Consider the following 23,557-nt stretch of genomic DNA (forward strand, 5'->3'; position numbering starts at 1 on the left):
GGCGGTCAGCGCGGCGCCTCGGCGGCACCGAGCGCGCCGCCGCTGACGGCGGCGGCCAGGCCGAGCCGATCGGCGACACCGAGCTTGGTGCAGGACCGGTAGACGTGGCCCTCCACGGTGCGCACCGACAGGCACAGCTGCTCGGCGATCGCCTTGTTGCTGAGTCCCTCGGCGATCAGCACGGCGATGCCGCGTTCCCGCTCGGTCAGCGGCAGCGGGGCCAGCGCGCGTTCCAGCGCGGGCGTGACCGGCGAGCCGCAGGCCGCCGACCACATCGCCGCGGCGTTGCGGGCCCGCAACTCCCCCGGCGCGGATCCGGCCGCGGCGTGCCGCAGGCTGGCCTGCGCGGCGGCGTCGGCGGCCGCGGGCAGCTGGCCGTCGGCGGCGAACTCGTCGGCCACCTGCTCCAGCGCGGCGGCGTCGCCGTCGGCCAGCGCCCGCGCGTACCGGGCGATCCGGGCCGGCAGCTCGGCGGCCAGCCGGCCGGTGATCCGCGGAGCCCAGTCCGCGGCCCGGCCGTCGCCCAGCCGGACGGCGTCGAGCAGGGCGAGAGCGGCCACCCCGAGCTGACCGGAGCGCTCCGCGGCGACGACGGCGGCGCGCGCCGAGGCGATCGCCGCGGGCAGGTCGCGACGGGCGGCATGGGTCCAGGCCCGGGCCAGCTCGAGCTCCGGGCCGTACATCGCCGAGCGCATCCCGAAGACTTCCTCGGCCCGCTCCAGCACCGCGGCGGCGGCCGCGTGGTCGCCGCGCTGGCCGAGCACCCGGGCCTGCAGCATCAGTGCCAGCGGACCCCAGGAGTACCCGGTGTCGGTGAGCGCCACCGCGCTCTGCACCAGCAGGGCCGAGGCCTCGGCCAGTGCGCCGCGGGCCACCAGCACGGTGGACAGCAGGATGTCGGCGATGGCGCGGCCGGGCTGCTGGATCCCGGCGAACTCCAGACAGCCGCGGGCCATCGCCTCGGCCTGGTCGACGTCGCCGTGCAGCAGGGCGGCGGTGGTCTGGCCCAGCCCGATGGTGAAGCGCAGCAGGCCCGGTGGCAGCATCCGCAGGCCCCGTTCGGCCAGCGCGGGAACCGGTTCGGGCCGGCCCATCCGGGCGTTCGACAGGGCCGCGGTGGCCGACGCCCAGGCGATCGCGAGATCCTCGGCACTGTCGGAGATCAGTACCCGCTCTGCGGTGTGCAGCGCGTCGACCACCTCCCCGGAGTTCAGCGCAAAGGTGGCCGCCAAGGCGTCAATCACGTCGCGACCGCCGGGGTCGCTGACCCGGGCCCGGATGTCGGCGAGCAGTTTGCGGGCGTGCTGGGACTGGCCCTGCATCCAGAACTGGTTGGCCGCCTTGGGCAGCACCCAGGCCACCAGGTCTCCCTCGGACAGTGTGTCGATGTCGATCTCGGCGAGCACCGCGTCGGCCTCCGCGCCGCGGCCCTGCCAGGCCAGCGAATGCGCCAGCGGCAGCCGCGCGTACAGGCTGTCCTTGCCGTGCAGCGCGCCCAGCGCCAGGGTCTCGACCAGTTGCAGGTCGCCCAGGCGCATCGCCTCCCAGGCCGCGCCGAGCAACTCGTAGCCCTCCAGCGGGGCGTCGGTCTCCAGCGACAGCTCGGCCAGCCGAAGCCGGTCGCTGACGTGCTCGGGGCCGCGGTCGGCGATCTGGGCGACCAGCTCGGTGCTGATCCGCCGCCGGGTGAGCACCCCGAGCTCGCTGCGGATGCACTCGGCGTAGAGCGGGTGCTTGGGCAGCACCATCTCCCCGTCGCCGCGCACCGTGACCGTCACCGCCCCCGCGGTTTCGGCCTGCTCGACGGCGTCGGCGCCGGTCAGGGCGACCAGATCCCGCACCGCCAGCGGTGCGTCGATGGCCAGGTAGCGCAGCACGTTGAGCGCGCCCGGTGGCAGCAGGTCAAGGCGGCGACGGATCAGCGTCGCCAGCGGCATCGACAGCGTCGTCTCGCCGCGCAGTTGCCAGACGCCGTGCACACTGCGCAGCGCTTCGGTGCGCACCGCCTGGTCCACCAGGTGCCGGAGGAACAGCGGGTTGCCGTCGCTGATCGCGAACAGCCGGTCGGCGGTGCTGCTCTCCAGCGGACCGCCCAGCACCGATTCCACCAGCTCGGTGGTCTCCGCGGCGGCCAGCGGGCCGATGTCGATGCGAGTGACCAGTTGGTCCTTCCACAGCGCGGTGACCGCATCCGGCGGGACGCCGTCGTCGTCGCGCAGGGTCAGCACCAGCCGGATCCGGGAGTGGAACATCAGCTGGTGCAGCAGCGTCGCCGACATGGCGTCGAGGTGCTGCGCATCGTCGACGACGATCAGCATCCGGCGTTCGTCGACGTTCTGACACAGCGACACCCGAGCGGCCCGCAGCAACGCCGCCGATTCGGCGGCCGGGGCCAGCTCGAGCAGGTGGCTGAACGCCCCGAACGGGATGTGACTGGCCGAGGCGGTGGCGGCGATCCAGCGGGTGACCGCGCGCGGGTCGGCGGCGTGCCGGTCGGCCAACTGCCGGGCCAGCGCGGTCTTGCCGACCCCGGCCGGGCCGATCAGCGCGACGCCGCGATGCTCGGGGCGCGACAGCACGGCGTCGATCTGCGCCCAGACCGCCGGTCTCGGCGCCGTCCGCCAGCAGAGCTCTGTCACCATCCGAGGGTAAATCCTCGGCACCCGAAAGTTGTCGAGACCCCGCCGAATGCGCCGCCGGGGAACCGCCTACTGCTGGTAGGTGCCGTGAAGCAGGGCCCGCGCGATGGCGTTGCCGAACAGGTTGAAGCCCAGGAACGCCGGAGTGGCGTCGGCGGGGATGTCCAGGCGTTCCACGCCGACGGCGTGCACGGCGACGATGTACCGGTGCACGCCGTGGCCGGCCGGCGGGGCGGCGCCCAGGTAGCGGCGCAGGCCGGCGTCGTTGGCCAGGGTGAGCGCGTCACCGGGCAACAGGCTGCCGTCGCCGACACCGGCGGGCAGATCGGTCACGGTGGCGGGCAGGTTGGCCACCGCCCAGTGCCAGAAGCCCGACGCGGTCGGGGCGTCCGGGTCGTAGACCGTGACGGCGAAGCTGCGGGTCTGCTCGGGGAAGCCCGACCAGCTCAGCTGCGGGGACACGTCCTGGCCGCCGGCCCCGAAAATTCCGCTGACCTGCGGCAGCGCCAGCGGCGCCCCGTCGGTGATGGACTCGCTGGTGAGCGTGAAGCTCGGCAGCGCGGGCAGGAACTCATACGGGTCGTACGGAAACGCCACGGGCGCACCCTTTCTCGTGTCAACAGTGCTGCAGGAACCGGGCCAGCACCTCGGTGCCGAAGATCAGCGAATCCACCGGGACCCGCTCGTCGACGCCGTGGAACAGCGCCGCGAAGTCCAGCTCCGGCGGCAACCGCAGCGGGATGAAGCCGAAGCAGCGGATCCCCAGCCGGGCGAAGTGCTTGGCATCGGTTCCACCGGAGAGCATATAGGGCACCGTGCGCGCCTCGGGGTCGGTGGCCAGCAGCGCGTCGTTCATCGCCTCGACCAGATCACCGTCGAAAGTCGTTTCATACGAGGATAATTCGGTGATCCACTCGCGCTCGACATCGGGCCCGAGGATCTCATCGAGCTCACGCTCGAAGGCGGCCCGTCGCCCCGGCAGGATCCGGCAGTCCACCACGGCCTCGGCGGTGGCCGGGATGACGTTGGCCTTGTAGCCGGCGCGCAGCATGGTCGGATTGGCCGTGTCGCGCAGGGTCGCGCCGATGATCCGGCCGATCGGGCCGAGCTTGGCGACGGTGCCGTCGAGGTCCGGGGACTGCGGATCGAAGGCGTGACCGGTTTCCTGGGCCACCGCTTCGAGGAACTCGCGGACCGGGTCGGTCAGCACGATCGGGAACTGGTGCCGGCCCAGCCGCGCCACCGCCTCGGCCAGCGCGGTGACCGCGTTGTCCTCGTGCACGAACGAGCCGTGCCCGGCGTGCCTGCGGGCGGTCAGCCGCATCCACTGCATGCCCTTCTCGGCGGTTTCGATCAGGTACAGCCGGCGTTCCCCACCGTCGGCGCGCGGCACGGTCAGGGAGAAGCCGCCGACCTCCCCGACCGCCTCGGTCACCCCGTCGAACAGGTCGGGACGGTTCTCCACCAGCCATTTGCAGCCGAAGCTGCCGCCGGCCTCCTCGTCGGCGACGAAGGCGAACACCAGGTCCCGGGGCGGCACCACCCCGGCGCTCTTGAAGTGCCGGGCGACGGCGATCATCATCCCGACCATGTTCTTCATGTCGATCGCGCCGCGGCCCCACACATAACCGTCGGTGACGGCGCCGGAGAACGGGTGCACGCTCCAGTCCGCGGCCTCGGCGGGCACCACGTCGAGGTGACCGTGGATCATCAGGGCGCCCCGGTCACGGTCGGCACCCGGCAGCCGCGCGAAGACGTTGCCGCGTCCGGGCGCCCCGGATTCGACGTAGCTGGTCTCGTAGCCGGCGGCCTGCAGCTGGGCGGCCACCCAGTGCGCGCAGTCGGCCTCCCCCTTGGTGGTGGCCGGCTCCCCGGTGTTGGTGGTGTCGAACCGGATCAGGGTGCTGACGAGTTCGACGACCTCATCGGCGGGCCGGGCGGGGACGGTCACAGTATCTTTCCTACCACCCCGGGGTCGGGACGTGCGCCCGAAGCGGACCGGCGGTCCGGCCCGGCTGGTTTGGGCTTCGCGGGGGCCATCCGATAGCCTTAGCTGCCCGCTGCACGAGGCGGGCAATGTCCGAGTGGCGGAATGGCAGACGCGCTAGCTTGAGGTGCTAGTGCCCTATTAACGGGCGTGGGGGTTCAAGTCCCCCCTCGGACACAATTTCTTCACCATGCGAATGGAAAAGCCTGCTATGACCGAAGCGGAGCAGACGGAGCGCCGCGCCAAGGTCATCCGCTCGATTCGGCGCAGTTCCGAACTTGAAGGCTCGCGCAGCACCGCGGACACTCGTGCGGATCAAGACGACTATGTCCGCGGTGCCATCACGGCCGCCGAGCTGGGCGATCGTGTTCGTCGTCGCTACAAGATTCAGTAACCGGTCCACCAGTGGCGCACCCCTGGGACACCGGTGATCTCGGGCGCACTTGGCCCTCAGTTCATCGTGAGAACCATGCGGAAGCGCGCATCGCCGCTCATCATCCGGCCGTAGGCGGCCTCGGCCTGGCTGAGCGGCATCGTCTCGACCATCGGCCGTACCCCGGTCAGCGCCGAAAAGCGCAGCGTGTCCTCCGAGTCCTGCGAAGTTCCGGACGCGCGGCCCTGCACAGCGATCGACCTCATGATCAGTGCGATCGGCGGCACCTGTATCGGATCGGCGGACGCCCCAATCACCAGCAGTTGGCCTGGCGGCTTCAACCCATCCAGCACAGACGTCATCGCACCGGGGGCGGTGACCGTCGACAGCATCACCTTGGCGCCACCGAGCATCTTCAGTTTCGCGAGACGTCGGATGCCCTCGAATCGATGTAGTGGTGCGCGCCAAGCTCTTTGGCCAGTGGTTCCTTGTCGTGACCGCGTGCGATCGCGACAACTTCCAACCGCATCTTGGCAGCAAACTGAGTACCGAGGTGGCCGAGGCCGCCGACCCCGAGTATCCCGACGAGGTCCCCCGGCCGCGCGACTGAGTTGCGCAGGGCATTGAACGTCGTGATGCCCGCACAGAGTAGCGGGGCGGCGTCCACATAGGACAGGGTCGCGGGAATTCGTGCGAGCGCTTCCGCAGGGGCGACCAGCTACTCGGCGTAGCCGCCGTCGTAGCTGGCTCCGGCCGTCTTGCGATCCTCACAGGAAATGAAATCACCTCGGCGGCACGGCTCGCAGGTGAAGTCGCAACCACCGAATGCGCCGACGCCGACCCGGTCACCGACTCTCCACACGGTCACGCCGTCACCGATGGCGTCGACCTCGCCGGCGACCTCATGGCCCGGGGTGCGCGGGAAGGTGTTGCCGAGCGTCCCCTGCACCGTCATGGAATCGGTGTGGCACACCGCCGAGCGCGGTGGCGGATCAGCGCCGGGATGTTCAGCGCCTTGGAGGCGATGAAATAGGACTCCCCGGTGACCGCGACGACGCCGTGGTCGAGCCGCTGCAGGCTCATCGGCTCGGCGTCGGTGTTGCGCTGGCCGGCCTGGTAGAGCAAGGTCGAGATCACGCCCGGCGACGTCCTGGTCACCGACGGTGTGCACGGTGGTGGGCAGGTCCCGGCTCAGCCCGGCAAGCAACCCACCGAACGCCGGTCGGGCATAACTCATCGACACCATGGCGCCGACCTCGGGCGGGTTGAGCCGGGTGCGGATCTGGGCGAGCAGTTCGGCGTCGTCCAGGTCGGCCGGCCGCGCGGCGGTGCGGCCGGCGAGCAGCCGGCCGAAGTGGCCCTCGACGACCCGCGGCCAGTCCTGGGCCGGCAGCTGCGCGCACTGCAACTGCAGGTTGTACAGGCGGTACTGCATGCCGTCGCTGCCGACGAACCAGTCGTCGCCGGGGGCGTCCTCGGGTGCGGGCGTCACGGTGATGCCGCGGCGGGCCAGCGCGTCGGCAGCCGCGCGGCGCACCGCGGCGTGGCGCTGCTCAAGGGTCGGGGTGCCAGTCTCGGAGCTGCGGGAGAATCGACGGGACATCGGACTTTTTGCCCTCCACGTCGGCGAATCGGCCGGACGATGGTGACCGGCGCCGATCTCAGGCTACGACGGCGCAGGGCGGGTCGACCGCGGCAATCTGCGGCGGCCGAGGCCGGGCGGTGCTACTTGCCGTCGGCCGATTCGGCGTCGGTCTCGGCGGCGTCGTCGGCGGCCGCCTCGGCGTCGGCTGAGGCATCCTCCGCCGCGGCTTCCGCCTCGCCGGCTTCAGCGTCGGCAGATTCAGCATCCTCTGCTGCTGCATCGTCTGCTGCTGCATCGTCTGCTTCAGCGTCGTCTGCTTCAGCGTCGTCGACGGCCTCGGAAAGCGCATCGCCGGCCTCGTCGGACTCGACCTCAGCGTCCTCGATCGCCTCGGCCTGCGGCCCCGGGTCCGACTCCTTGGACAGCTCGACCGGATCCACGGCGTCCTCCGAATCCGCTGCCGCGGAATCGATTTCGTCGGCAGCACCGGAATCAGCCCCGGCACCCGGGAAGTCGGCGTCGAAGGTCTCGTAGGTGTCCTCGACGGTCTCGTCGTCGACATCGGCCGCCTCGTCGGACTCCTCGGACTCCTCGGTGACGGCCGGGGCTTCCCCGCGCTGACGCTCCCGGATGGCGTCGATGATCAGCAGGATCACCCCGAGCACACTGGATCCGATGCAGATCCAGGCCACCAGTTCATTGCTGGTGACAACCGCGGTGACCAGGGCCGCCAGGCCGATGACGGCAAGCACCAGTGCAACGATCAGCATTGGGGGTTCATCCCTTCCCGGGGCAACCTGAAAACGCGAGTGGGGCTAGTTCGCGCCGCGGTTGAACTGGTTGAAGCCACCATCCTGGCCGGCACCGGAGTCGACCGGCGCGGCCGAGCCGCGCTGACCGAGTTCCTCCAGCTGGGACTCCAGGTAGGTCTTCAGCCGGGTGCGGTACTCGCGCTCGAAGGTACGCAGCTGCTCCAGGCGGCCCTCCAGCACGGTGCGCTGCTGGTTGATGGTGCCCATGATCTCGGCGTGCTTGCGCTCGGCGTCGGCCTGCAGTGCGTCGGCCTTCTCCTGAGCCTGACGCAGCTGGGTCTCCGACCGGGTCTGCGCGTCGGCCAGCATGGCCTCCGAGCGGCTGCGGGAATCCGCCAGTGTCGTCTCGGCGGTCGACTTGGCCTCGGTGACCATCGCATCGGCGTTGGTCCGGGCGTCGCTGAGCAGCTTGTCGGCCTCGGCGCGGGCGCTGCCGGTCAGCCGGTCCGCGGTGTCCTGAGCCAGCGCGAGCACCTTGGCGGCCTTGACGTGGGCCTCTTCGCCGGGGACGGCGGCCGGGGCCGGGGTCTCGACGACGGGGGCCGGGGCCGGCTCGGGCTCCTTGTACAGCGGGATGGCCTGGGTGCTGCCGCCACCGGCACGGGCCGAGACGACTTCCTGGTCGAGCTCGCTGACCCGCTGACGCAGATCCGCGTTCTCCTCGATCAGCCGCGAGAGCTCGGCCTCGACCAAGTCGAGGAAGGCGTCGACCTCGTCCTCGTTATAGCCACGCTTACCGATCGGTGGCTTGCTGAACGCGACGTTGTGAACGTCGGCGGGTGTGAGCGGCATCCCTGCCCCCTTGAAGTCAATTGCGGTCGGACCGATCAACGAGTTTAGAACGACAGCCGATGGCTAGCCGATCTGTAACTGGAGTCCATCCTGTCACACCTGACCCGCCGGTCGCGATCAGACCAAGAATTAAGACGGATTCTTCGGATTTCCACGGGCCGGGCCGGCGGCGAATCCCCCGCCGCCCTCGGCCGCTATCGGGCGGCGGAGAAGGCCATGTTCATCCCGATGTAGGCCACCAGCAGCAACACCATGATGGACAGGTCCAGCCGGACGTTTCCAATGGTCAGCTGCGGGATCAGCCGGCGCAGCAGCTTCACCGGCGGATCGGTGAGGCTCATGATGACCTCCAGGATCACCACCACCGCGCCGCTGGGCCGCCAGTCCCGGCTGAACGAGCGGATGAACTCGATGACGATGCGGGCGATCAGCAGCAGCCAGAACAGGAAGAGCGCGAAACCCAGAATCTCGAAGAAGACAGCCACCTGTTACGTCCTATTCCATGGATCCGAGTCACCCGCCATACGGCAACCGGCCGGGGCTGTGGGCCCCGGCCGGAATCGAGCCTACCGACCGTCGTCGGCGCGGCCCGCTGCCACTAGTGCGAGTAGAACCCGGCCTCGGCCATCCGGCGACGCTCCTCGGGGGTGACCTCGACGTCGGCCGGCGACAGCAGGAACACCTTGGTGGCGACCTTGTCGAAGGATCCGCGCAGCGCGAAGGCCAGGCCGGCGGCGAAGTCAACGAGTCGCTTGGCGTCGGCGTTGTCCATCGTCACCAGGTCCATGATGACCGGGGTGCCGTCGCGGAACCGTTCGCCGATGGTGCGGGCCTCGCTGTAGTCCTTGGGGCGCAGGGTGGTGATCTTCGACAGCGGGGAGCCCTCTTCGAACAGCGTCTGCATCCGGCGGGGGTCACGCGCCAGCGCACCGTGGGTTGCGCCGCGCAGCGGGGCGAACCGCTGGGCCGGGGCGGGCCGGTCGAACTCGCGCGGCGCGTGGTAGCGCGGGTCGTCCTCGTAGCCGCCGCGGTAGCCGCCAGACGGCGGGTAGTCGCCGTCGTGGCGCGGGCCCTGGTCGTACTCGTGGTCGTAGCGGGGGCCACGGTCGTAGCCCTCCTCGGCGAAGCGCTCCTCACGGCGGGCGTAGCCACCCCGCGACGAGCGGTCGTCCTCGTAGTACTCGTCCTCGTAGTCCTCCAACGGGGCCATCCCGAAGTAGGCCTTGACCTTGTGCAGTGTGCTCATCGTGATGACCCTTCTCAAAAGAGCGGTGGCTCCGGTGACCCCGGCGGCAACTCTGGTGTGTGTGATGAAGATGTGACTGGAGTGACAACTGCCGGTGACGTTAGTGGCCGTTGCCCCATAAGCGCGGTTCCGACACGCACACACGTCGATCCGTATTTGACGGCAATTTCCAGATCGCCGGACATTCCGGCCGACAGCCGGTCGGCCTCCGGATGCGTCGCCAGCACCCGGTGCTGCTCGGCGGACAACCGGGCGAACGCCGGCGCGGGATCACGCCCGCGCGGCGGTACCGCCATCAGGCCCAGCAGCCGCAGACCCTCGGCGGCGGCCACCGCGTCACACACCGCGTCCACCGCGGCGGGATCGGCGACGTCGACACCGCCGCGGGAGACGTCGCCGTCGAGGCTGAGTTGGACGTAGGCCCCCAGCGGGCCGGGCCGGGTGTCGACGGCGGCCCGGCTCAGCGCCTCGGCGAGCCGAACACTGTCCACCGAGTGCACGACGTCGGCCCACCGCGCCACCGAGCGGACCTTGTTGCGCTGCAGTCGCCCGATCATGTGCCAGCGCACCTCGGCCGGCAGCCGGCCGGCCAGCTCGGCCGTCTTCGCCGCGGCCTCCTGGTCGCGGGATTCGCCGAACGCGCGGCAGCCCAGCGCCGCGAGGGCCTCGACGTCGGAGGCCGGAAAGTACTTGGTGACCGGCAGCAGCTCGATGCCGGCGGGGTCGCGCCCGGCCGCCGCCGCGGCATCCTCGAGTCGGCGCCGCAGGGCGGTCAGCGCGTCGGCGAGCGCGACCCGGCGGGCCCGCGGGGCGGTCATTCCATCCACACCAGCGACGCCAGCCGCCCGGTGGGCGCGCCGCGGCGGTGGCTGAACAGATTGCGGTCGGCGAATGTGCAACGCGTGTCGACGTCGATCGCGGTGACGCCGAGATCGACCAGCTGCCTTGCGATTCCGGCGCGCAGGTCCAACCCCGGGGTGCCCGCAGCGGTGCGGGTTCGGCTGCCCGGCAGGGCGGCCTCGACCTCCTCGGCCATCGCCGTGGGCACCTCATAGTTGGCGCCGCTGACGGCCGGGCCCAGCAGCGCCGAGATGTCCTCGGGGCGGGCACCAGCGGCGATCATCGCCTCCACCGTTCGGGCCACCACACCCTTGGCCGCACCGACCCGGCCGGCGTGCACCGCGCCGATCACTCCGGCCCGGACGTCGCCGAGCAACACCGGCACGCAGTCGGCGGTGATGACCGCCAACGCGAGCCGCGGTTCGGTGCTGATCAGCGCGTCGGTGCCGTCGACGGCGGTGTCGCGCGGTTCATCGACGCGCACCACTCGATCACCGTGCACCTGGTTCATCCACACCACCCGGTCCGGCGGCAGGCCGATCGCCTCGGCCAGCCGACGCCGGTTGGCTGCCACCGCGGCCGGATCGTCCCCGACGTGGTCGCCGAGGTTGAAGGTGTCAAACGGTGCGACCGACACCCCACCGGCCCGAGTGGTGGTTACCCTGCGAAGCCTCGCGGTCACCGCGGCACTAGTGCCGCATGAAGGGCGGGACGTCGACGTCGTCGTCATCGTCGCCGCCCCGCCGATGCTGACCGTCGCCCCGTTGGAGTAGGCCGGCGCGGGCGTCGGGTCGTTGGCCGGGAAGGCCGGCGAGCTCGCCGGGCGTCCGACGTCACCGGCCCGCGCGGTGCCGAACAATGCGCCGCCGGGCGCGGCGGCGGCGGCCGGCGCACCGGCCTGGGTACGGCTGTTGGGCGAGCCCGCCTCGAAGCCCGCGGCGATGACCGTCACCCGGACCTCGTCGCCGAGCGAATCGTCGATCACGGTGCCGAAGATGATGTTGGCGTCGGGGTGTGCGGCGTCCTGCACCAGCGAGGCCGCCTCGTTGATCTCGAACAGGCCCAGGTCACTGCCGCCGGCGACCGACAGCAGCACGCCCTGGGCGCCCTCCATCGAGGCCTCCAGCAGCGGCGAGTTGATCGCCATCTCGGCGGCCTTGAGCGCCCGGCCGTCGCCGCGCGCGGCGCCGATGCCCATCAGCGCGGTGCCCGCGTCGCTCATCACGCCCTTGACGTCGGCGAAGTCGACGTTGATCAGGCCGGGGGTGGTGATCAGGTCGGTGATGCCCTGGACACCGTTGAGCAGCACCTCATCGGCGCTGCGGAAGGCGTCCATCAGCGAGACGGCCGCATCGCCCATCTGCAGCAGCCGGTCGTTGGGGATGACGATCAGGGTGTCGCAGCTCTCCCGCAGCGCGGTGATGCCGGCTTCGGCCTGGTTGGAGCGGCGCTTGCCCTCGAAGGAGAACGGCCGGGTGACCACGCCGACGGTCAGCGCGCCCAGCTTGCGGGCGATGGTGGCAACCACCGGTGCGCCGCCGGTGCCGGTGCCGCCGCCCTCGCCCGCGGTCACGAAGACCATGTCGGCGCCGCGCAGCAGCTCCTCGATCTCATCCTTGGCGTCCTCGGCGGCCTTGCGCCCGACCTCCGGGTCGGCGCCGGCACCCAGGCCGCGGGTGGACTCGCGTCCCACGTCGAGCTTGACGTCGGCGTCGCTCATCAGCAGCGCCTGGGCATCGGTGTTGATGGCGATGAACTCCACGCCCTTGAGGCCCTGCTCGATCATCCGGTTGACGGCGTTGACGCCGCCGCCGCCGATGCCGACCACCTTGATCACGGCGAGGTAGTTGTGCGGGGGGGTCATTGGTCGTCTTCCTCCCAGAAATTTTTCTTCACGGTCTGCGGTCGAACCCCTTGCAAAACCTTCAACCTCAACTGTAGGCTTAGAGTTATGTCAAGTAGTTCTGTATGAGTCAGAACCGTAGGGCGATAACCGGAACCCGTTGCGCAGGCGCGCCGGAGTGTCCGGCGTGTTTTTTCCGATGATTTCGGCTCGCGGGTGCCGTCGCGTCCAGATCCGCGGTCCCCGCTGCCCGCAGCGGGGCCGCAACTCCCCCGGCGCCGCGACTATTTGACGGTCGGCAGGTCCGGGCTGGAGACGTCGTAGGTCTGCCCGGGCTGGGTCAGCAGCGCGGCCAGCTTCCCGGCCTTCTCCGGGGTGCGGTCGGTGGTCCCCCAGATCACCACCCGGCCATCGGTGAGCGTCAACGTCACCGAGGCCACCGACGCCGCGGCCACCCGGCCGACCTGACCGGCGATCTCCGGGCGCAGCGCGGTGAGCACCTGCAGCGCCGCCATCGTCGACGGATCGTTGGGACCCGGGTTGTCGACGTCCAAGTAGGGCAGGTGCACCGGCGGCGCGGCGAGGACGAAATCCACCCCGTCGCGGTCGTAGACCCGCGGTCCGTCGGGAAAGTCCCTGGTGGCCACCGGAATCCGCTCGGCGACGGTGATTCGCAGCGCCGACGGGTACTCGCGCTGCACCCGCGCGCTGGCCACCTGCCGAATGCCGGCCACCCGGGCCGCGACGGCGTCGGTGTCCACCTGCAGCAACGGTGTTCCGATCGGTACCGCGGCGGTCTCCAGCACCTGCTCCCGGGTGACCTCGCCGGTGCCGATCACCACGATGTCGCGCACCGACAGCAGGGGGGTCAGATACAGCACCACCCCGACGCCGATGACCAGAAGCGTCACCAACACGCCCCACACCATGACCTTGAGCCCGCGCACCACCCCGCGCGACGGGCCCCGCACCTGCTCGGTGCTCGCCTGGTGCACCTTGCGTTTGGCCTCCAGCCGCGCGGTCTCGATCTCGCGGGCCTTCTCCGTCAGCGCCCGCCGCTCGGCCCGCTCCCGCCGGGCCCGCCGGCGCGGGCCCTCGAAGTCGGCACCACCCTCGGCGTTGTCGCCGGGTGCGTCGGTCGCGTCCGGGGCGGCATCGCCGGCCGGGCCCGCGGCGGATGCGGCGGGCCCGGCCGGCTCCGGCGTGGGTTCGCCGTCGCTCATCACACGCCTCCGGGACGCCCCGGTGCACCGCGCTCGGCGCGGGCGTTGATCGCGGTCAGAATCTCCGGGCCCAGCATCGTGACGTCACCGGCGCCCATCGTGACGACCACGTCCCCGGGCACGGCGACCTCGGCGATCCGGCCGGGCAGCGCGGAGAAGTCCGGGACATAGCCGACCGGCACGGTGACCCGGGAGGCGATCGTCTCGCCGCTCACCCCGGCCATCGGCTGCTCGCGGGCGGCGTACACATCCAGCACGAACACCGCGTCGGCGGTGTCCAGCGCGGCGGCGAACTCGTCGGCGAAAGTCTTTGTGCGGGAATACAAATGCGGCTGGAAGACGGCCAGGGTGCGTCCCCCACCGCTCTGCTCGGTCAGGGTCCGCAGCGCCGAAAGCGCGGCGCGCACCTCGGTCGGGTGGTGGGCGTAGTCGTCGAACACCCGAACCCCGGCGGCGGTCCCGACCAGTTCAAAACGCCGCCGCACCCCCTCGAAGGTGGCCAGCCCCTCCAGCACCCGCTGCACCGGGGCGCCGGCCGCGCGGGCGGCCAGCAGCGCCGCCAGCGCGTTGAGCGCCATGTGCCGGCCCGGCACCGACAACCGCATCGCCCGCCGGTGGGATTCCCCGGACAGCGCGATCTCGGCGACCGCACCGGTGCCCTGCTGCTGCCAGTCCAGCAGGATGGCGCCGGCCTCGGTCCCGAGGGCGGCGGCCGCTTCGGTGTCACCGCCGTAGGTCAGCACCCGGATGCCGCGGGCCGCCGACCGTCGGGCCAGGGCCGCGGCGCCGGGATCGTCGGCGCAGGCCACCAGCAGTCCGCCGGGGGTGATCCGGTCGACGAACGCGTCGAACACCGCGACGTAGGACTGCTCGTCGCCGAAGAAGTCCAGGTGATCGGCCTCGATGTTGGTGACCACCGCCACGTCGGGGTGGTATTCCAGCAGCGACCCGTCGCTCTCGTCGGCCTCGGCGACGAAGATGTCGCCGCTGCCGTGATGGGCGTTGGTGCCCGCCCCGCCGAGTTCCCCACCGACGGCGAACGACGGGTCCAGACCGGCGTGCTGCAGCGCCACGATCAGCATCGAGGTGGTGGTGGTCTTGCCGTGGGTGCCACTGACCAGCAGGCTGGTCCGTCCGGCCATCAGCTTGGCCAGCACCACCGGGCGCATGATCACCGGAATGCCGCGACGACGGGCCTCCACCAGCTCCGGGTTGTCCTTGGGGATCGCCGCGCGGGTGGTGATGACGGCCGTCGCGCCGCCGGGCAGCAGATCCAGGGCCGACGGGTCGTGCCCGATCCGGACCTCGGCGCCGCGGGCCCGCAGCGCGGTCAGCGCGCGGGAGTCCTTGGCGTCCGAGCCCGACACCAGCGCGCCGCGGTCCAGCAGGATCCGGGCGATGCCGGACATTCCGGCGCCGCCGATGCCGACCATGTGTACCCGGGTCAGTTCCTCGGGCAGCGGGGCGGCCATCAGCGCCCGGCCTGCGCGGCGATGTCCAGGGCCAACCGGGCGACCCGCTCGGCGGCGTTGCGCCCGCCGAGGACGGCTGCGGCGGCGGTCATGGCGGCCAGCCGGTCGTCGTCCAGCAGCAGGTCGGCGACGCTGCCCGCGACGTATTGCGGGGTCAGTTCGGCGTCGTCGACCAGCAGGCCCGCGCCGGCGTCGACCACCGGCAGCGCGTTGAGCCGCTGTTCGCCGTTGCCGATCGGCAGCGGCACGTAGACCGCGGGCAGCCCGACGGCGGCGACCTCGGCCACCGTCATCGCGCCGGAGCGGCAGATGGCCAGGTCGGCGGCGGCGTAGGCCAGGTCCATCCGGTTCAGGTAGGGCACCGCGACGTACGGCGGGTCACCGGGGTTCGGCTCCGGCAGCTCCAGGGTGTTCTTCGGTCCGTGCGCGTGCAGCACCGCGATCCGGCGGCCGGCCAGGTCGGTGGCCGCGCCGGAGACCGCGCGGTTCAGCGACGCCGCACCCTGGGAACCGCCGAACACCAGCAGCACCCGGTCCTCGGGGCCAAAGCCGAAGTGCGCCCGGGCCTCGGCGCGCAGCGCCGACCGGTCCAGCCCGGTGATCGCCGCGCGCACCGGCATGCCGACCACCTCGGCGCCGGCCAGCCCGGAGCCGGGCACCGCGGCCAGCACCCGGGCCGCGCCGCGGGCGCCGACCTTGTTGGCGATGCCGGCGCGGGCGTTGGCCTCGTGGATGAGCACCGGGACGCGGCGACGGCGCACACCGCGGCGGGCGGCCAGGTAGGCCGGCAACGCGACGTACCCGCCGAAGCCGATGACCACGTCGGCGTGCACGTCGTCGAACACCGCGCGGGTCTCGCGCACCGCGCGCCGCACCCGCAGCGGCAGCCGGGCCAGGTCGGCGTTGAGCTTTCGGGGCAGCGGAACCGGGGTGATCAGTCGCAGGTCGTAGCCTCGCTCGGGGACCAGCCGGGTCTCCAGGCCGCGTTCGGTGCCCAGCGCGGTGATCCGCACGCCGGGCGCCAGGGTGCGCAGCGCATCGGCGACGGCCATCGCCGGTTCGATGTGACCGGCGGTGCCGCCGCCGGCGAGCACCACCGAGACCGCCGGGCCGCTCCCGGCGGCCTGGCTTCCGACCGCGTCATTCACGCGTAACGCTGACCTTCCAATGTGGCTCTGCCGCGCGCCCGGCGGGCGTCCGCGGCCGGCAGTTCGCCGTACTTCGCCGTCCCACCGGAACGCCGCGGGGTCGCGGCGGACCGGGCCGAACGGCCCGTGGCGACCTTAGCCGATGGCTCCGCACCGGCCTGCGCCGAGCGGCCCTGCGCCGCCCGCCGTGAACCCGACCCCGCACCGGCGGTGCCGGCGGCCGGGCGCTGCGCGCGCGACGGCCGGGCGGCGCCGGTTCGGGTGCCCGCGCCGCGGGCCGGCTCCGGCGCACCGCCGCGGCGGGTGCGCCCGGTCCGGTCGGCGGCGGCGGTGTTGGGCGCCTTGGCCGCCGAACGCCGTCCGGTCGCGGTGGCCGGGCCTGCCGTCTTGGCTGTCTTGGTCACCGGCGCCGGTTTGGCCGCCCGCGCCGGTTTGGCCGGCGGGGCCGGGCGCCCGGCCGACTTGGGCCCGGCCTTCTTGGGGGCGGCGTTCTTCGGGACCGCCTTCTTCGGCGCACCGTTCTTCGGCGCACCGTTCTTCGGCACCGCCTTCTTCGGGGCCCCGGTACCCGGTCCGGGCCGCGTCTTGGCGCGGCCAACCCCGGCGTCGTGCACCTTCGGGTCATAGGGCACCGGCAGCGGCAGCCGCAGGATCCGGTTCATCCTGTCGTCGCGGCCGGCCCGCAGCGCCGCGACCGCGTCGGGTTCATGTCTGGCGGCGTTGGCCATCAGCCCGATCATCACCAGCGTGGTGGCCGTCGAGGTGCCGCCGGCCGAGATCAGCGGCAGCTGCAGGCCGGTCACCGGCAGCAGGCCGATGACGTAGCCGACGTTGATGAAGGACTGGCCGATGATCCACAGCGTGGTGGTGGCGCACAGCAGCCGCAGGAACGGGTCGTTGGAGCGCTTGGCGATCCGCATTCCGGTGTAGGCCAGCAGCGCGAACAGCAGCAGCAGTCCCAGCGCGCCGACGAAGCCGAGTTCCTCGCCGATGATGGCGAAGATGAAGTCATTGTGGGCGTTGGGCAGATAGTTGTATTTGGCGGTGCCCTGGCCCAGCCCGTTGCCGAACACCCCGCCGTTGGCCAGCGCGAACTTGGCCTGACGGGCCTGATAGCCGGCGCCCTGGGCGTCCGAGCTGGGATCGAGCCAGGACTGCACCCGGGCCGAGCGGTAGCCCGCCGAGACCGCCATGAACGCCGCCGCGCCGACCACGGCGCCCATCGAGGTGACGAACACCTTCAGCGGCAGCCCGGCGTACCAGAGCAGGCCGAGCATGATGATGCCGAAGGACACCGTCTGCCCGAGGTCGGGCTGCGCGACGATCAGGCCGCAGGCGATCGCGGCGGCTGGGACCAGCGGGATCAGCAGCTGCCGCATGGAGGCGTGCTTGGTGCGGCGGGTCGCCAGCAGGTGCGCGCCCCAGACCGCGAAGGCGATCTTGGCCAGCTCCGAGGGCTGCATGGACATCCCGGCCACCACGAACCAGCCGCGCGAACCGTTGGACAGCGTGCCGATGCCCGGGATCAGCACCAGGATCAGCAGGAACACCGTGGCGACGAAGCCGGTCAGCGACAGTCGGCGCAGCAGGCCGATCGGCATCCGCAGCGCCATCCAGAACGCCAGCAGCCCGATCGCGGTCCACAGCACCTGCTTGCCGAAGATCCGCCACGGCGAACCGTCGAGGTCGTAGGAGTACACCCCGGATGCCGAGAGCACCATGATCAGGCCGAGGGTGACCAGCAGCGCGGCGATCGCGATGACCAGATGGAAGGAGGTCATCGGCTTGCCGAGCCACTGGCCGAAGCGGGAGTCGGCCAGGCTCACCCGGGCGCGACCGGCATCGGTGCTCGAGGTGCCGGCGGCGGACTGGCCGGTTGATGCGGCATCGGGCGACTGCTCGGCGGTCTCCGCGCCGGGCGCGGCGGCCGCCGGCTGCCGGCGCAGTCGGTCCAGGAGGGCGGGCACCGGGGTCTACCGGCTGAGATCGTGGACGGCGGCGGCGAAGGCGTCGCCGCGATCGGCGTACCCGGCGAACTGGTCGAAGGACGCCCCGGCCGGGGCCAGTAGGACGGTGTCGCCCGGTTTGGCCAGCCGGCGGGCGGCCGCGACGACCGCCGCCATCACCTGGGCCCCTAGGGTTTCTCGGGCACCGTCAACAACATGAGTCACATCAGCCTCAGAAGTCCCATGCACCACAGCATCCTCCCCCGCCACAACATGGATGACGGGTACATCGGGGGCGTGTCGTGATAACGCCTTGGCAACCTCGGCGCGGTCCCGGCCGATCAACACCGCGCCGCCCAGCCGATCGGCCACCCGGCACACCAGCTCGTCGACCGAGGCGCCCTTGAGCAGTCCGCCGGCCACCCAGATGCTGCGCGGGTAGGCCAGCAACGACGCCTCGGCGGCGTGCGGGTTGGTGGCCTTGGAGTCGTCGACGTAGCGCACCCCGTCCACGGTGGCCACCGGCTCGGCCCGGTGCCGGCCCACCCGAAACGACGCCAGCGCCGCGGCGATCGCCGCCGGCCCGACCCCGACGGCCCGGGCCAGCGCGGCCGCGGCCAGCGCGTCGAGCACCCCGACCGGACCGGCGACGGTGATGTCCGCGGCCCGGGCCAGCGCCAGCTCGCCGTCGCCGAACGCCCGGTCGACCAGCACGCCGTCGCGCACCCCCAGCTGTCCGGGTCCCGGGGCGCCCAGGGTGAACCCCACGGTGACCGGCGCTTCGGCGGCCGCCAGCAGTTCCCGGGCGCCGCCGTCATCGATTCCGGCGATGGCGACCCGGCCGTGCAGGGCGACGGCCTTGGCCGCGGCGTAGGCGTCCATCGAGCCGTGCCAGTCCAGGTGATCCTCGGCGATGTTGAGCACCGCGCCGGCCTCCGGGCGCAGTGACGGCGCCCAGTGCAGCTGGAAGCTGGACAGTTCGATGGCCAGCAGTTCGCTCGGGGTGGACAGCACGTCGATCACCGGCCGGCCGATGTTGCCGCACAGCAGCGAGGTGCGCCCGGCGGCGGTCAGCATGTCGTGCAGCATCGAGACGGTGGTGGTCTTGCCGTTGGTGCCGGTCACCACCAGCCAGCGCCGCGGCGGTCCGTAGTGTCCGGCCGCGTCCAGCCGCCAGGCCAGCTCGACGTCGCCCCAGATTGCGGTCCCGGCGGCCGCCGCGGCGGCGGGCACCGGTGCCGTCGGCGCCAGCCCGGGGCTGGTGACCACCAGGTCGTACTCGGAGATCCGGGCGACGGCCTCGGCGGTGCCGAGCACCCGCGCGCCGGGCGAATCTGCCAGCGCGGCGGCATTGTCGTCGGTGAGGTCGGCGGACACCCCGAGTCCGGCCAGCGCCCGGCAGACCGCCTGCCCGGTCATTCCCGCCCCGGCGACCAGCACCCGGGTGCCCGGGCCCGGCACGGTGTCCATGCTCAGTCGCCGATCGCGGTGAGCCACTCGCTGTAGAACAACGCGACACCGAGCCCGCAGGCGATCGCGGTCAACAGCCAGAACCGGATGATGACCGTCGTCTCGGCCCAGCCGACCAGCTCGAAGTGGTGGTGGAACGGCGCCATTCGGAAGACCCGGCGCCCGGTGGTGCGGAAGGCCACGATCTGCACGACGACGGAGACGATCTCGGCGACGAACAGTGCGCCCAGCACCACCGCCAGCAGCTCGGTGCGGCTGGTGACCGACAGCCCGGCGATGACGCCGCCCAGCGCCAACGATCCGGTGTCACCCATGAAGATCTTTGCCGGCGCGGCGTTCCACCACAGGAAGCCGATGCAGGCGCCCGCGGTGGCGGCGGCGATCAGCGCCAGGTCCAGCGGATCACGGACGTTGTAGCAGCCGGCCTCCGGCGCGGTCGCGCACGGATTGCGGAACTGCCAGAAGGTGATGATCACGTACGCGCCGCTGACCATCGCCATGCAGCCGGCGGCCAGGCCGTCGAGCCCGTCGGTGAAGTTGACCGCGTTCGACCAGGCCGACACCAGGATCACCACGAACACCACGAACAGCACCGGCCCCAGGGCGACGGTGGCGATGTCGCGAACATAGGACAGCTGCGTACTGCCCGGGCTCAGGCCCCGCGCGTTGGCGAACTGCAGCACCAGCACACCGAAGATGACCGCGGCGCCGATCTGGCCCACCGTCTTGGCGGTCTTGTTCAGGCCCAGGTTGCGGGACCGGCGGATCTTGATCAGGTCGTCGGCGAAGCCGACGGCACCCAGCGAGCTGGCCAGGCCCAGCACCAGCAGCCCCGAGGCGGTCGGGCCGTCGCCGCCGAGGCCGGCGCTGACCAGCGTGGTGACCAGGTAGCCCGCCCAGATGCCGGCCAGGATCGCCACGCCACCCATCGACGGGGTGCCGCGTTTGGTCTTGTGGCTGGGCGGCCCATCCTCGCGGATCTCATGGCCGAAGCCCTGCTTGGTGAACAGCCGGATCAGCACCGGTGTCAGCAGGATCGACACCGCCAGCGAAACGCCGACAGCGATCAGGATCAGTCTCATCGCGGAGCATCATCCCGCACCGGGCCCGGGTGCCGCGCACCCGGGTCGCCAGCGATGTCGGCCGCGACCGTCTCGGCGAGCGCGCCCAATCCCGCCGAGTTCGACGCCTTCACCAGCACCACATCACCGGGCCGCAGTTCGGTGCGCAGCAGCTCGAGGGCGGCCGCGGCGTCCTCGACGGCGATCGCCTCGCTGCCCCACGAGCCCTCCATCACCGCGCCGTTGAACATCGCGCCCATCGGCCGGGAGGTGCCGACGACGATCAGCTGGGACACGTCCAGCCGCACCACCAGCCGGCCGATCCGGTCGTGTTCGGCGATCGCGTCCTCCCCCAGCTCGGCCATCTCGCCGAGCACCGCGATGCTGCGCCGCCGCTCGGCGCCGGGTTCCCCGCGGGCCATCCAGGCCAGCGCCTTGAGGCCGGCGGTCATTGAATCGGGGTTGGCGTTGTAGGCGTCGTTGACGACGGTGACGCCGTCGGCACGGGTGCTGACCTGCATCCGGCGGGCCGACACCGGCCCGGCGCCGGCCAGCGCGTCGGCCACCTGGGTCAGGTCGGCGCCGCATTCCAGCGCGACCGCGGCCGCGCACAACGCGTTGGACACCTGATGGTCGCCGTGCACGGCCAGCGCGACCGGCACGGCGTCGCCGTCGGGCCGGTGCAGCCGGAACCGCGGGCGGGCCAGCCCGTCGAGCACGACGTCGGTGGCCCACAGCCCGATGCCGGTCCCGGGCGCCCGGGACACCCGGATCACCCGGGCGGCGGTCTGCTCGGCCATCGCGTCGACGGCGGGATCGTCGGCGTTGAGCACCACCGCCCCGCTGGCCCCGACGGCCTGGACCAGCTCGGCCTTGGTGTCGGCGATGGCCTGGCGCGAACCGAACTCACCGAGGTGGGCGGTGCCGACGTTGAGCACCACCCCGATCGACGGCGGCGCGATCCGGGCCAGCGCCGCGATATTGCCGGGGTGCCGGGCCGACATCTCCAGGATCAGGTAATCGGTCGAGGTGGTGGCGCGCAGCACCGTCCAGGGATGGCCGAGCTCGTTGTTGAACGATCCGGGCGGCGCGATCACCTCCCCCAGCGGCGCCAGCACGGCGGCCAGCAGGTCCTTGGTCGAGGTCTTGCCCGACGAGCCGGTCACCCCGATGATGGTCAGCCCGTCGGCGGTCAGCCGGCGGGCCACCTCGGCGGCCAGCTTGGCCAGCGCGGCCAGCACCGCCGCGCCGGAGCCGTCCCGGTCGTGTTCGAGCACCCCGGCCCCGGCGGGCCCGGCCGCCGGCGGGGCGATGATCGCCGGCACCCCGACCGGCCGGGCGGCCAGCACCGCCACCGCACCGGCGGCGATCGCCGCGGCGGCGTGATCGTGGCCGTCGGTGCGCGCACCCGGCATCGCCAGGAACAGGCCGCCGGAAGTGACGGCGCGGGAATCGAATTCGACGGTCCCGGTGACCCGGGTGGCCGCCGCGGCGGCGTCGTCGATGTCCGCGAGCCGGCCGCCGACGATGTCGGCGATCTCGGCGAGGGTCAGCGCGATCACAACGGTGTCCCTCCCTGGCCGCGGCGCCGGCCCAACGCGGCGGCCAACTCGGCTCGATCGTCGAACGGACGGGTCTGCCCGCCCGCGGTCTGGCCGCTCTCGTGTCCCTTGCCGGCGATCAGCACGACGTCGCCGGGCCGGGCCCAGGCCACCGCGGCGGCGATCGCCTCGGCCCGATCGCCGATCTCCCGGACCTCGGTGGTCGCGGCCGCATCGATCCCGGCGAGCACCTCGGCGCGGATTGCCGCGGGGTCCTCGTCGCGCGGGTTGTCGTCGGTGACCACGACCAGGTCGGCCAACTCGGCGGCGACCGCACCCATCGGCGCCCGTTTGCCGGTGTCCCGGTTACCGCCGGCGCCGAACACCACCGCGATCCGCCCGGTGGCCCGGCGGCCGCGCAGCGTCTCCAGCACCGCGCGCAGCGCGCCCGGCTTGTGCGCGTAGTCGACCACCGCCAGAAAGTCCTGGCCGGCGTCGACGGGTTCCAGCCGGCCCGGCACCCGGGCCTCCCGCAGGCCCGGCGCGGCCTGCTCCGGGCCGACCCCGACCGCGTCCAGCAGCGCAAGCGCCAGTAGGCAGTTGGCGACGTTGAACTGGCCGGGCAGCGGGATCGCGATGCGGTGGTGCCCCCCGCCGGGGGCCACCGCGGTGAACTCCTGGCCGCCGGTCGCGGTGGCCGCCGGATCGGCGGCGGTCCAGTCCGCCGGGCCGGTCGCCGAGACCGTCACCGGGTCGGTGGCCCGGGCGGCCATCGCCACGCCGGCGTCGTCGTCGACGCAGACCACGGCGGCGCCGGCGTGCACCGCCGAGGCCGGGTCGAACAGCCGGGCCTTGGCCTCGAAGTAGTCGGCCATGCTGGGGTGGAAGTCCAGGTGATCGCGGGACAGGTTGGTGAACCCGCCGACCGCGTACCCGGTCCCGTCGACCCGGCCGAGTTCCAGGGCGTGGCTGGACACCTCCATCACCACGGTGTCGACGCCGCGTTCGGCCATCACCGCCAGCAGGGCCTGCAGCGCGGGCGCCTCCGGGGTGGTCAGGGCGCTGGGCACGTCGACCCCGTCGATCCGGATCCCGACGGTGCCGATCAGCCCGGCGACCCGGCCGGCCGCCCGCAGGCCGGCCTCCACCAGGTAGGCGGTGGTGGTCTTGCCGGAGGTGCCGGTGATGCCGATGAGTGTGAGCCGGCGCGACGGGTCGCCGTAGACCCGGGCGGCAACGGCGCCGAGCACCGCGCGCGGGTCGGGCACCACCAGCACCGGGACACCGGCGTGCTCGGCGCGCTCGGCCCCGGTGGGATCGGTGAGGATGGCGACCGCGCCGCGGGCCACCGCGTCGGCGGCGAAGTCGGCGCCGTGCGCGGCGGTGCCGGGCAGCGCGGCGAACAGGTCGCCCGCCATGACGTCCTGGGCGCGCAGCGTCACCCCGGTCAGCAGCAGATCGGTGCCTGGTCCGCTGCCGGCGGCCTGCTCGGTGAGTTCCGCCAGGCGCACGCCCGCAACATGTTTGGGACGAAGGGGTGCGGGCATCGGGACAGCTTAGCCAGTGACCGGTGTCGCGG

Annotated in this window: 21 protein-coding genes, 1 tRNA gene and 1 pseudogene; 2 read left to right on the forward strand and 21 right to left on the reverse strand. The window is 72.3% G+C overall.

Annotated elements, in window-relative coordinates; all coding sequences use genetic code 11:
- Positions 1-5: 5 nt before the first annotated feature.
- The 3 genes from G6N10_RS05990 to G6N10_RS06000 all read right to left on the reverse strand — a co-directional run bounded on the left by G6N10_RS05990 (position 6) and on the right by G6N10_RS06000 (position 4,590).
- Positions 6-2,639 carry a helix-turn-helix transcriptional regulator gene (locus G6N10_RS05990; protein WP_407663972.1) on the reverse strand — a complete coding sequence of 878 codons (2,634 nt, stop codon included), beginning with the start codon at positions 2,637-2,639 and terminating at the stop codon, positions 6-8.
- Positions 2,640-2,708: 69 nt separating this feature from the next.
- A complete protein-coding gene (locus G6N10_RS05995; RefSeq protein ID WP_085099328.1) occupies positions 2,709-3,236 on the reverse strand; it encodes a YbhB/YbcL family Raf kinase inhibitor-like protein in 528 nt (175 codons plus the stop codon).
- Between the two features lie 19 nt (positions 3,237-3,255).
- Positions 3,256-4,590, reverse strand: coding sequence for a M20/M25/M40 family metallo-hydrolase (locus G6N10_RS06000; RefSeq protein WP_085099325.1), 1,335 nt, complete (start codon positions 4,588-4,590; stop codon positions 3,256-3,258).
- A 127-nt stretch (positions 4,591-4,717) separates the two neighbouring features.
- Between G6N10_RS06000 and G6N10_RS06005 the strand changes: the two genes are divergently transcribed.
- A tRNA-Leu gene (locus G6N10_RS06005) sits at positions 4,718-4,803 on the forward strand.
- Positions 4,804-4,837: 34 nt separating this feature from the next.
- Positions 4,838-5,020 carry an antitoxin VbhA family protein gene (locus G6N10_RS06010; RefSeq protein WP_085099322.1) on the forward strand — a complete coding sequence of 61 codons (183 nt, stop codon included), beginning with the start codon at positions 4,838-4,840 and terminating at the stop codon, positions 5,018-5,020.
- Positions 5,021-5,076: 56 nt separating this feature from the next.
- Here the strand turns inward: G6N10_RS06010 and G6N10_RS20305 are convergent, their stop codons facing one another.
- From G6N10_RS20305 to G6N10_RS06090, 18 genes and pseudogenes are all read right to left on the reverse strand, one after another.
- The gene (locus G6N10_RS20305; protein ID WP_234810645.1) at positions 5,077-5,412 is read right to left on the reverse strand and encodes an MDR/zinc-dependent alcohol dehydrogenase-like family protein; all 336 of its coding nucleotides are present in this window, start codon (positions 5,410-5,412) and stop codon (positions 5,077-5,079) included.
- A gap of 2 nt (positions 5,413-5,414) precedes the next feature.
- Positions 5,415-5,528 (reverse strand): hypothetical protein, encoded by a 114-nt coding sequence (locus tag G6N10_RS20705; protein WP_337339129.1) that lies wholly within the window; start codon positions 5,526-5,528, stop codon positions 5,415-5,417.
- 189 nt (positions 5,529-5,717) lie between these two features.
- Complete coding sequence (locus G6N10_RS20315; protein WP_234810643.1) at positions 5,718-6,602, reverse strand: alcohol dehydrogenase catalytic domain-containing protein; 885 nt, start codon at positions 6,600-6,602, stop codon at positions 5,718-5,720.
- A 122-nt stretch (positions 6,603-6,724) separates the two neighbouring features.
- Positions 6,725-7,354: a hypothetical protein gene (locus tag G6N10_RS20320; RefSeq protein ID WP_085099316.1), complete on the reverse strand. Its 630-nt coding sequence runs from the start codon at positions 7,352-7,354 to the stop codon at positions 6,725-6,727.
- 45 nt (positions 7,355-7,399) lie between these two features.
- Positions 7,400-8,188, reverse strand: coding sequence for a DivIVA-like cell division protein Wag31 (wag31, locus tag G6N10_RS06025; protein WP_085099313.1), 789 nt, complete (start codon positions 8,186-8,188; stop codon positions 7,400-7,402).
- A gap of 194 nt (positions 8,189-8,382) precedes the next feature.
- Positions 8,383-8,673, reverse strand: a complete 291-nt coding sequence (locus G6N10_RS06030; RefSeq protein ID WP_085099310.1) for a YggT family protein — start codon at positions 8,671-8,673, stop codon at positions 8,383-8,385.
- A 113-nt stretch (positions 8,674-8,786) separates the two neighbouring features.
- A complete protein-coding gene (locus G6N10_RS06035) occupies positions 8,787-9,434 on the reverse strand; it encodes a cell division protein SepF (protein WP_085099308.1) in 648 nt (215 codons plus the stop codon).
- A 14-nt stretch (positions 9,435-9,448) separates the two neighbouring features.
- Positions 9,449-10,252, reverse strand: coding sequence for a YggS family pyridoxal phosphate-dependent enzyme (locus G6N10_RS06040; protein WP_085099306.1), 804 nt, complete (start codon positions 10,250-10,252; stop codon positions 9,449-9,451).
- Positions 10,249-11,004, reverse strand: a complete 756-nt coding sequence (gene pgeF / locus G6N10_RS06045) for a peptidoglycan editing factor PgeF (protein WP_085099304.1) — start codon at positions 11,002-11,004, stop codon at positions 10,249-10,251. Before pgeF ends, G6N10_RS06040 begins: the two co-directional genes overlap by 4 nt.
- Positions 10,964-12,138 (reverse strand): annotated as a pseudogene (ftsZ, locus tag G6N10_RS06050) (cell division protein FtsZ). Before ftsZ ends, pgeF begins: the two are co-directional and overlap by 41 nt.
- Before the next feature lie 263 nt (positions 12,139-12,401).
- Complete coding sequence (locus tag G6N10_RS06055) at positions 12,402-13,340, reverse strand: cell division protein FtsQ/DivIB (protein WP_085099300.1); 939 nt, start codon at positions 13,338-13,340, stop codon at positions 12,402-12,404.
- Positions 13,340-14,815, reverse strand: coding sequence for a UDP-N-acetylmuramate--L-alanine ligase (murC, locus tag G6N10_RS06060; RefSeq protein ID WP_163742651.1), 1,476 nt, complete (start codon positions 14,813-14,815; stop codon positions 13,340-13,342). The genes G6N10_RS06055 and murC overlap by 1 nt, the downstream gene beginning before the upstream one ends.
- Entirely contained in the window at positions 14,812-15,960 is a 1,149-nt protein-coding gene (gene murG / locus G6N10_RS06065) for an undecaprenyldiphospho-muramoylpentapeptide beta-N-acetylglucosaminyltransferase (protein ID WP_085099295.1), read from the reverse strand. The genes murC and murG overlap by 4 nt, the downstream gene beginning before the upstream one ends.
- Positions 15,957-17,927, reverse strand: a complete 1,971-nt coding sequence (ftsW, locus tag G6N10_RS06070) for a putative lipid II flippase FtsW (RefSeq protein WP_085099292.1) — start codon at positions 17,925-17,927, stop codon at positions 15,957-15,959. Before ftsW ends, murG begins: the two co-directional genes overlap by 4 nt.
- Positions 17,928-17,933: 6 nt before the next feature.
- Positions 17,934-19,376, reverse strand: coding sequence for a UDP-N-acetylmuramoyl-L-alanine--D-glutamate ligase (murD, locus tag G6N10_RS06075; protein ID WP_085099288.1), 1,443 nt, complete (start codon positions 19,374-19,376; stop codon positions 17,934-17,936).
- Positions 19,377-19,378: 2 nt separating this feature from the next.
- The gene (gene mraY / locus G6N10_RS06080; protein WP_085099285.1) at positions 19,379-20,458 is read right to left on the reverse strand and encodes a phospho-N-acetylmuramoyl-pentapeptide-transferase; all 1,080 of its coding nucleotides are present in this window, start codon (positions 20,456-20,458) and stop codon (positions 19,379-19,381) included.
- Positions 20,455-21,999 (reverse strand): UDP-N-acetylmuramoyl-tripeptide--D-alanyl-D-alanine ligase, encoded by a 1,545-nt coding sequence (locus G6N10_RS06085; RefSeq protein WP_085099284.1) that lies wholly within the window; start codon positions 21,997-21,999, stop codon positions 20,455-20,457. Before G6N10_RS06085 ends, mraY begins: the two co-directional genes overlap by 4 nt.
- Positions 21,996-23,525: a UDP-N-acetylmuramoyl-L-alanyl-D-glutamate--2,6-diaminopimelate ligase gene (locus tag G6N10_RS06090; RefSeq protein WP_085099281.1), complete on the reverse strand. Its 1,530-nt coding sequence runs from the start codon at positions 23,523-23,525 to the stop codon at positions 21,996-21,998. The genes G6N10_RS06085 and G6N10_RS06090 overlap by 4 nt, the downstream gene beginning before the upstream one ends.
- Positions 23,526-23,557: the final 32 nt, after the last annotated feature.

The organism is Mycolicibacterium fallax (assembly GCF_010726955.1).
Classification (GTDB): domain Bacteria; phylum Actinomycetota; class Actinomycetes; order Mycobacteriales; family Mycobacteriaceae; genus Mycobacterium; species Mycobacterium fallax.

Excerpts from the sequence above, each read along its gene's own strand:
- G6N10_RS06055 (WP_085099300.1), bottom strand. The coding sequence starts at position 13,340 with ATGAGCGACGGCGAACCCACGCCGGAGCCGGCCGGGCCCGCCGCATCC.
- G6N10_RS06010 (WP_085099322.1), top strand. The coding sequence starts at position 4,838 with ATGACCGAAGCGGAGCAGACGGAGCGCCGCGCCAAGGTCATCCGCTCG.
- wag31 (WP_085099313.1), bottom strand. The coding sequence starts at position 8,188 with ATGCCGCTCACACCCGCCGACGTTCACAACGTCGCGTTCAGCAAGCCA.
- G6N10_RS06035 (WP_085099308.1), bottom strand. The coding sequence starts at position 9,434 with ATGAGCACACTGCACAAGGTCAAGGCCTACTTCGGGATGGCCCCGTTG.
- murD (WP_085099288.1), bottom strand. The coding sequence starts at position 19,376 with ATGGACACCGTGCCGGGCCCGGGCACCCGGGTGCTGGTCGCCGGGGCG.
- G6N10_RS20305 (WP_234810645.1), bottom strand. The coding sequence starts at position 5,412 with ATGCTCGGTGGCGCCAAGGTGATGCTGTCGACGGTCACCGCCCCCGGT.
- G6N10_RS06040 (WP_085099306.1), bottom strand. The coding sequence starts at position 10,252 with ATGACCGCCCCGCGGGCCCGCCGGGTCGCGCTCGCCGACGCGCTGACC.
- G6N10_RS20315 (WP_234810643.1), bottom strand. The coding sequence starts at position 6,602 with ATGTCCCGTCGATTCTCCCGCAGCTCCGAGACTGGCACCCCGACCCTT.
- G6N10_RS06090 (WP_085099281.1), bottom strand. The coding sequence starts at position 23,525 with ATGCCCGCACCCCTTCGTCCCAAACATGTTGCGGGCGTGCGCCTGGCG.
- pgeF (WP_085099304.1), bottom strand. The coding sequence starts at position 11,004 with ATGACGACGACGTCGACGTCCCGCCCTTCATGCGGCACTAGTGCCGCG.
- G6N10_RS20705 (WP_337339129.1), bottom strand. The coding sequence starts at position 5,528 with ATGCGGTTGGAAGTTGTCGCGATCGCACGCGGTCACGACAAGGAACCA.
- mraY (WP_085099285.1), bottom strand. The coding sequence starts at position 20,458 with ATGAGACTGATCCTGATCGCTGTCGGCGTTTCGCTGGCGGTGTCGATC.
- G6N10_RS20320 (WP_085099316.1), bottom strand. The coding sequence starts at position 7,354 with ATGCTGATCGTTGCACTGGTGCTTGCCGTCATCGGCCTGGCGGCCCTG.